We start from the raw sequence: 873 nt of genomic DNA, 5'->3' as shown, positions 1-873 counted from the left end.
ATACGTCGCTTGTAGATGTTGATACTGATAGCGATGGTATTAATGATTATCATGAGGTGGTTTACAGTTGGGATCCTCTCAATGCTCAAGTGCCAGAATCGAGTGACTTTGACTCAGACGGCATATCTAACCTGGATGAGCTCTATACTCATCACACTAATCCAGAGTCCGCTGATACAGATGGTGATGGACTTGTTGATGCTTTAGAGATCACCTTAAGTTGGGACCCGTTAGTTGAAAATAGTGGAAGCCAGAGTGCGGGTGGTGATTTTGATGGAGATGGCCTGAGTAATTTAGCCGAAGCTAATTTAGGGACAGACCCTAAAGTAACGGACAGTGATGGCGATGGCGTAAGCGATGGTCAAGAAGCTCTACAAGGCTCAAACCCTCTCGATCAGAATTCTAATACCCCTCAAATCGATACAGATAATGATGGTCTTTACGATGTACACGAAGAGCTTTATGGCTGGGATAAAGATAACTCAAATAGCCCTGTTAATGGTGGGGATGGCGATGCTGATGGTGATGGGTTAACGAACAAGTATGAGATCGAACTTGGGACTAACCCAACTGTGGCAGATAGCGATAATGATGGTATTAGTGATTTCTTTGAGCTCACCTATCATTGGGACCCAATTAACACTTCCTCTCCAGAGCAAGGTGGCCTAGGTGATGCTGATAATGATGGTTTAAGTAATGCTGATGAAATCCTTCTTTACCAGACGAACCCAACTTCATCCGATAGTGATGAGGACGGCTTATCTGATAGCGATGAGCTTACTTATGGGTGGAGCCCAACAAGTGATATTTCTCCAGAGCAAGGCTCACTTGGCGATGCTGATAATGATGGCCTCTTTAATCTTGCTGAAATAG

At 44.2% G+C, this 873-nt stretch carries 1 pseudogene; it reads left to right on the top strand.

The window, feature by feature from the left end:
* Window positions 1–873 (top strand): annotated as a pseudogene (locus tag H5300_RS26895) (hypothetical protein); the annotation flags it as partial.

This window comes from Vibrio sp. SG41-7 (assembly GCF_014164465.1).
Lineage (GTDB): Bacteria > Pseudomonadota > Gammaproteobacteria > Enterobacterales > Vibrionaceae > Vibrio > Vibrio splendidus.
The sequence above is the reverse complement of the archived record's forward strand: the minus strand, read 5'-3'. Positions and strand labels throughout refer to the sequence as shown.